5 protein-coding genes are annotated in these 7,299 nt (G+C 56.5%); 1 reads left to right on the top strand and 4 read right to left on the bottom strand.

All coding sequences use genetic code 11. The features are described from left to right. Positions 1-383: 383 nt before the first annotated feature. On the top strand, positions 384-740 hold the full coding sequence (locus tag A3730_RS22600) for an H-NS family nucleoid-associated regulatory protein (RefSeq protein ID WP_063520425.1): 357 nt from the start codon (positions 384-386) through the stop codon (positions 738-740). Positions 741-851: 111 nt separating this feature from the next. On the opposite strand, the gene gyrB is transcribed toward A3730_RS22600, so the two are convergent. The 4 genes from gyrB to dnaA all read right to left on the bottom strand — a co-directional run bounded on the left by gyrB (position 852) and on the right by dnaA (position 7,046). Beyond that, the gene (gene gyrB, locus A3730_RS22595; protein WP_063520426.1) at positions 852-3,269 is read right to left on the bottom strand and encodes a DNA topoisomerase (ATP-hydrolyzing) subunit B; all 2,418 of its coding nucleotides are present in this window, start codon (positions 3,267-3,269) and stop codon (positions 852-854) included. 9 nt (positions 3,270-3,278) lie between these two features. Continuing rightward, on the bottom strand, positions 3,279-4,388 hold the full coding sequence (recF, locus tag A3730_RS22590) for a DNA replication/repair protein RecF (protein WP_063520427.1): 1,110 nt from the start codon (positions 4,386-4,388) through the stop codon (positions 3,279-3,281). An 81-nt stretch (positions 4,389-4,469) separates the two neighbouring features. Next, positions 4,470-5,570 (bottom strand): DNA polymerase III subunit beta, encoded by a 1,101-nt coding sequence (gene dnaN / locus A3730_RS22585; RefSeq protein ID WP_063520428.1) that lies wholly within the window; start codon positions 5,568-5,570, stop codon positions 4,470-4,472. A 51-nt stretch (positions 5,571-5,621) separates the two neighbouring features. Continuing rightward, positions 5,622-7,046 carry a chromosomal replication initiator protein DnaA gene (gene dnaA / locus A3730_RS22580; protein ID WP_063520429.1) on the bottom strand — a complete coding sequence of 475 codons (1,425 nt, stop codon included), beginning with the start codon at positions 7,044-7,046 and terminating at the stop codon, positions 5,622-5,624. Positions 7,047-7,299 lie beyond the last annotated feature (253 nt).

Below are 7,299 nucleotides of genomic sequence, written 5' to 3'. Positions count from 1 at the left end.
AGAGGCAAGGCGCAGCAGATGTGCGCTTCAGGCCACGCCCTTCGGGTCATTCAGGCTGGCCCGCACTCGTTGTTGCGCTTTTTCGATGGATGGACATATCTCGATCCCAGTTAGGGGACACCTTCAAAAGCACGCCTAGATTGCGAACCAGCCTGAAAGACTGAGTACGCAAGGAGTTTTTCAGAGGTTCCTTAACAACCGGTGCGTGTTATCCACAAAATGGCAGGAAGGCGGTTATTTTATAATCACCGCGGGAAAAATATTATTTTACGTCACCGTATTTTTTATTTTCCGCTCTGCGTTTAACCCACTATATTGCCAATGCCCACTAAAATAATTACAGTCTTTGCCGTTATTCAATGACCTAAAACAAGGGCACCTTAATGAGCATCAATCTTGACGAACTGTCTGTGGACGAGCTGGAAAAACTGATCAAGCAGGCAGAGTCTGCGCTCGACAAAAAGCGTAAAGCCGAATTGAAAAATGCCCAGGCGGTTCTGGAGAAAATGGCCAAGGATCTGGGTGTGGATCCCCAGGACCTGCTGAAAAATGCCGCCGACAAGAAAAAGACCACGCGCAAGAAAGCCGCCAAGAAAAAAACCGGTGTGCGCCGCCCGGCCAAAGTAAAATTCCGCGATCCCAATAACAGCGGCAACACCTGGACCGGCCGCGGCAAACGTCCACTGTGGTTGCAGGATGCCCTGAGCAAAGGCGCCAAGCTGGACGATTTTGCGGTATAAATTACGCATGACGCCAGATGCCTGAGGCCGGACGCTAAAGGCAATAAAAAAGCGAACCCAACGGGTTCGCTTTTTTTAAGCGTCGTGCATCAGGCATCCAGCCTCAGGCGTTTATACATCCAGATTCGATACCTGCAGTGCATTAGACTCGATGAACTGACGGCGCGGGTCCACGTCATCCCCCATCAGGCAGGTGAAGATCTGATCCGCCGCAATGGCGTCTTCGATGGTCACCTGCAGCATACGGCGGCTTTCCGGGTCCATGGTGGTTTCCCACAGCTGGTCCGCGTTCATCTCCCCCAGCCCCTTGTAACGCTGGAAACTGGTACCACGGCGCGCTTGCACCATCAGCCAGTCCAGGGCTTCGGCAAAGTGGCGAATAGGCCGCTGCGACTCACCACGCTGGATGTAGGCATCGTCTGCCAGCAGGCCTTCCAGGGTTTCCCCCAAGGCCTTGATCTTCTGGTAGTCCGGGGACTGCAGAAAATCCAGAGTAACACGATATTCACGGGGTACACCGTGAGCGAGCACTTGCACACGTGGCAAGTACAGGCCTCGCTCTTCATCACGCTGGGCGGTAATCGTAAATGCCTGGGTGGCGTCAGTGATAGCATCCACGCGTTTTCCCAGGGTCTCGCACCACTGCGTCATGGCAGCTTCATCTTTCAGCGACGCCTCACTGAGTGACGGCATATAGATCATCTGCTCCAGCACTTCTTCCGGGAAGACCCGGGACTGTCGGTCGACAATCTTCATCACACCGCGGTACTCGGCGATCAACTTGGCCAGCGGCTCACCACTGATCGGTGGCGCATCATCCCCCGGGTACAGACCGGTTTTATCCAGCGCCAGGGTAGTGAGGTACTCCTCCATGGCCGGATCGTCTTTCAAATAAGTTTCCTGCTTGCCTTTCTTCACCTTGTAGAGCGGCGGTTGGGCGATATAGACGTAACCACGCTCGATTAGCTCCGGCATCTGACGGAAGAAGAAGGTGAGCAGCAGGGTGCGGATGTGTGAACCGTCCACGTCCGCATCCGTCATGATAATAATGCGGTGATAACGCAGCTTGTCGATATTGTATTCATCACGACCAATGCCACAGCCCAGTGCCGTAATCAGGGTGCCCACTTCCTGGGAGGAGAGCATCTTGTCGAAACGCGCCTTCTCCACATTCAGAATTTTACCTTTGAGGGGCAAAATCGCCTGGTTCTTGCGGTCACGGCCCTGTTTCGCTGAGCCCCCCGCAGAGTCACCCTCCACAATATAGAGTTCGGAGAGCGCCGGGTCTTTCTGCTGGCAATCCGCCAGCTTGCCAGGCAGGCCAGCGATATCCAGTGCGCCCTTACGACGGGTCATTTCGCGGGCTTTACGGGCCGCATCGCGGGCGCGTGCCGCATCGATGATTTTTTGTACAATGCTACGGGCTTCGGTGGGGTTTTCCAGCAGGTAATCCTGGAAAAGATCCCCCATGGTCTGTTCCACCGCGCTCTTCACCTCGGAGGAGACCAGTTTGTCCTTGGTCTGGCTGGAGAACTTGGGGTCAGGCACTTTCACGGAGATTACTGCTGTCAGGCCTTCCCGGGCATCATCCCCGGACGGGTTGGCTTTTTCCTTTTTCAGGAACCCTTCCTTGTCCATATAGCTGTTCAGGGTACGGGTCAGCGCCGCCCGGAAACCGGCCAGGTGCGTGCCGCCATCGCGTTGGGGAATATTGTTGGTAAAGCAGAAAATGTTTTCCTGATAGGAATCATTCCATTGCATGGCCACTTCCACCGCAATCCCGTCTTCTTCCCGCTCATAATTGAAGTGGAAGACCTGGTTCAGGGCGGTTTTATTGGTATTCAGGTAGCTGACAAAGGCACTCAGCCCGCCCTCATACTCAAACACATCTTCATCGCCGCTGCGCTCATCCATCAGGTGAATACGCACGCCGGAGTTCAGGAAGCTCAGCTCCCGCAATCGTTTGGCGAGGATATCGTAGTGGAATTTGATATTGCTGAAGGTTTCAGCGGAAGGGCGGAAATGAACCGCTGTACCGCTGGATTCCGTTGTTCCCACTACCTCCAGCGGGTTGGCCGGAACCCCGTGGTTATAAATCTGCTCGTGAACCTGGCCATTGCGACGAATGGTCAATTTCAGCTCTTCCGACAGGGCATTCACCACCGATACCCCCACGCCGTGCAGCCCGCCGGACACCTTATAGGTGTTATCGTCGAACTTACCGCCGGCGTGTAGCACCGTCATGATGACTTCGGCGGCGCTGACACCTTCTTCTTCGTGCATTTCGGTGGGAATACCCCGGCCATTATCCTGGATAGAGACAGATTCGTCCGGATGGATAACCACTTTGATCTCGGAGCAAAATCCGGCAAGCGCCTCATCGATGGAGTTATCCACGACCTCAAACACCATGTGGTGCAGACCCGTGCCATCATCTGTATCACCGATATACATGCCCGGACGTTTACGTACGGCATCCAATCCTTTCAGCACCTTAATGCTGGATGAATCGTAATTCTTCTCTGCCATGGTATTTCCTTATTTGCTCTCGGTGAGGGGGCGCAGCTTGCCATGTTCCACGTGGAACATTTTGCTATCCACCGCCTGTAATGCGTTATTGTCATTCACGATGGCAGCCCATTGGGGCATATCCAACGCTGTAATCAGTGTCTGGTGGCCCGTAGTCGCCAAATACCCCAACAACTGATTACGATGTTCTTCATCCAGTTCTGCCGCCAAATCATCCACCAGCAGCGTACAAACCTTTCCAGCCTGGCTAATCAACGGTAACTGGGCCAACACCATGCCATAGGCCACCAATTTGGCCTGCCCACGGGATAAACGGTCGCGGGCCACAACGCCATGACTTTCAATACGAATATCACTGCGATGGAATCCAGCCTGGCTGAAGCCACGCCGTAGATCATCTGGCTGAAGCCGCTCCAGGGCCTGCCCATAGGACTCATCTTTCTGCAGCCCTGTTTGCAGCCTGAGCCGAATTTTCAGCTCGGGAGCCAATACCACCAAGGCCTCATCCAAACCACGCTGTAGCGCAGCCAGATAGCCCCTGCGTAACCCTTCGATTCTATCAGAAGTCTGGGCCAGTTGCTGATTCCAAAAGCCCAGTTCTCTCGAACTCGGACGGCCGGTGCGCAACAGGGCATTGCGCTGCCTGAGGGCTGCCGAGCCGGCGCGCCACACAGGCATAAACTGATGTTCCACGTGGAACATTCCCCAGTCCATAAAGCGCCGCCGAAGCTGCGATGACCCAAAAACCAACTCAACAGAAGTAGGGTGCAACGCCAACACTGGCAACAGCGCGGCCACCTCACTCAGCGCCCTGGGGGTCTGCCCATTGAGCTTGATCGCATCAATTCCGCCCGGGGTGCGCCGCACTCCCAGCCGGTGCATATCCCCGGCAGTGGTCACCTCCGCATAAAGCGTGGCCGCCTCGGCGCCGTCGCGAACCAGCCGCGACAAACGGCCACCGCGAAAGGAGCGACCGCCACTGCCAATAAAGTAGATCGCTTCAAGCAAACTGGTTTTGCCGCTGCCGTTATCACCCAGGATCACGTTCAACGACGGGGAGAGATCCGCCTCGGCGGTACCATAGTTGCGAAAATCACTCAGCTGAAGGCGGCTAAGCATCAGGGAAACAACAAAAGCGGGGAGGAGGGGAAAACAACAACGGGGTGGCCATGACGACCACCCCGGCAAGACATTGCATTCTCAGAGGCGCATCGGCATAACCACATACACGGCAGCCTTACTCTCAGGGTCAAAGACCAGGGCGCTGCTATTGCTGTCGCCCATTTCCAGCTCTGCCTGGGTGCCACCCATGGTGTTCAGCACATCCAGCAGATAGCTCACGTTAAAGCCAATCTCCAGCGGTGAGCCATTGAAATCCACGGACACTTCCTCTTCCGCTTCTTCCTGTTCCGGGTTGTTTGCCACGATCCGCAAGCTGCCCTCGGACAACTGCACCCGCACACCCCGGTACTTTTCGTTGGACAGAATGGCCACCCGGGCCAGCGCCTGACGCAGGGTTTCGCGGTCTGCAACCACTTTGCGCGAGCCTTCCTTGGGAATCACCCGGTCATACTCCGGGAACTTGCCATCCACCAGCTTGGAGGTAAAGGTGATCGCCCCCACCACGATGCGCACATGATTGCGGCCAATGGTCAGGCGAGCCGCCTCTCCGCTGTCGCCGAGAATGCGCGACAACTCCATCACCCCTTTACGGGGCAGGATCACGGAGGCTTCTTCAACCGGCGCGTCCAGCTCGGCGTCACACAGCGCCAGGCGGTGGCCGTCGGTAGCCACGGCACGCAGACGGCCCGGCTTCAGCTCGAACAACATGCCGTTCAGGTAATAACGCACATCCTGCTGCGCCATGGAAAAGGCAGTGCGATCGATCAGGCCACGCAGCACATCCGGCTTCATTTCCAGGCTGCTGCCTGCAGCATCTTCTTCCTGGTTGGGAAATTCCGAGGCGGGCAGGATAGACAGGGTAAAGCGGCTGCGACCGGAACGAACCAGCATGCGTTCGCCATCCACCTCAAAGCGGATATCGGCTTCCGCCGGCAGGCTCTTGGCAATATCCACCAGCTTGCGGGCGGGCACTGTGGTCTCACCGGGCTCCTGCTCACCTTCCAGCGGCAAGCGCGCCACCAGCTCCAGCTCCAGGTCTGTCCCGGTCATGGAAAGCTGGCCGTCGCCCACTTCCAGCAATACATTGGACAGTACCGGCAGGGTCTGTCGCTTTTCCACCACGGCGGCGACCTGCTGTAGCGGCTTGAGCAGTTGTTCTCTATTGATTGAGAATTTCATTGCGCTTTCCCGTTCTGGTTATTGGGTTTGCTCGCCACAGAGCCACCCCGATTAGGACGTCAATGTCCGTAACAGATTCTGATAGTCTTCTTCGATTTCCGGATTGGATTCCCGCAGCTGCAGCACCTTGCGACAGGCATGCAATACGGTGGTGTGATCCCGGCCACCAAAATTCTCACCGATCTCCGGCAGGCTGTGGCTAGTCAGCTCTTTCGACAGCGCCATGGCAACCTGCCGGGGCCGCGCCACCGAGCGAGTCCGCCGTGGCGATAGCAAGTCGTTGATCTTGATCTTGTAATACTCGGCCACGATGCGCTGGATATTGTCGATGCTGATTTGCCGCGCCTGCAGCGCGATCAGGTCCTTCAGCGCTTCCTTGATCAGACCGATATCAATCTGCGCCCCGGTAAAACGCACATGGGCGATCACCCGGCGCAAGGCACCTTCCAGCTCCCGTACATTAGAACGGATTCGCTGGGCAATAAAGAAGGCCGCGTCGTTGGGCAGATCCACCTTCGCCTCTTCCGCCTTCTTTTTCAGGATCGCCACCCGGGTTTCCAGCTCCGGCGGCTCCATGGGCTGGGACAAGCCCCAACCAAACCGGCTTTTCAGGCGCTCCTCCAAACCATCCACTTCCTTGGGGAACTTGTCACAGGTGAGGATGATCTGCTGACCGTTTTCCAGCAGCGCATTGAAGGTATGGAAGAACTCCTCCTGGGACTGCTCTTTTCCTGCAAAAAATTGAATATCATCGATCAGCAACGCATCCACGGATCGATAGAAGCGCTTGAACTCATTAATGGTCTTGTTGCGCAGAGCAGAAATCATATCCGCCACAAAGCGCTCACTGTGCAGGTAGACCACCTTGGCATTGGGATTGCGCCGTAACAGCTCATTACCCACCGCATGCATCAGGTGAGTCTTGCCCAGGCCAACGCCGCCGTATAACAGCAACGGGTTATAGCCGTGGCTCGCCGGATTCTCGGCCACCTGTTGGGCCGCCGCCGCCGCCATGCGGTTGGACTTGCCCTCGACGAAGGTAGAGAAGGTAAAGCCGGTATTGAGGTTACTGCGATGCTTGCGGGCCCCGCCCAGCGCGGTGGGTTGCGGCCGGCTATCAGACTCCGGCTGACGGGGCGCAGGGGCCACCGCAGGCGTAGTTATCGGACCACTGCCGGTAGCAGGGCCAGAACCATTGAAAGACGCCGCCACGGGCGTGCTGGAACGGGTGGAGCCCACCTCCAGCCGCAATTGCGGCAGCGGCCCTGATTGCATCTCCCCCAATACCTCGCCGATACGGTCCAGGTATTTGTCACGGACCCAGTCCACCACAAACCGGTTGGGGGCAAACAGGGTCAGCTCCGCACCATCCGCAGATGCAGCCACCTGAAGCGGCCGAATCCACATGTTGAACTGCTGCGACGGCAACTCATCTTCGAGTCGCGTCAGACAGCGTTGCCAGAGCTCTTCAGACACGCACCCGCCTTGATTTCCTTGATGTATTGCTCGCTGTCATCGCCCTGCCACAAGAACACAAAGGCACAACCGAGCCAGCCATTCTACCCCTACAGAAGCCCACCTATCCACAGGGGAGCCGGCTTTTTTTAATCGCCTTTTCCTGTGGATAACTAGGCTCATAACCCTGTTGGCGGACCACAGGACAACCCGGTGGATAACCGGAGGCACAACTTATACCCACATTTAATGACAGCTCACCCACACATAACCC

This window comes from Alcanivorax sp. HI0044 (genome assembly GCF_001634945.1).
The sequence above is the reverse complement of the archived record's forward strand: the minus strand, read 5'-3'. Positions and strand labels throughout refer to the sequence as shown.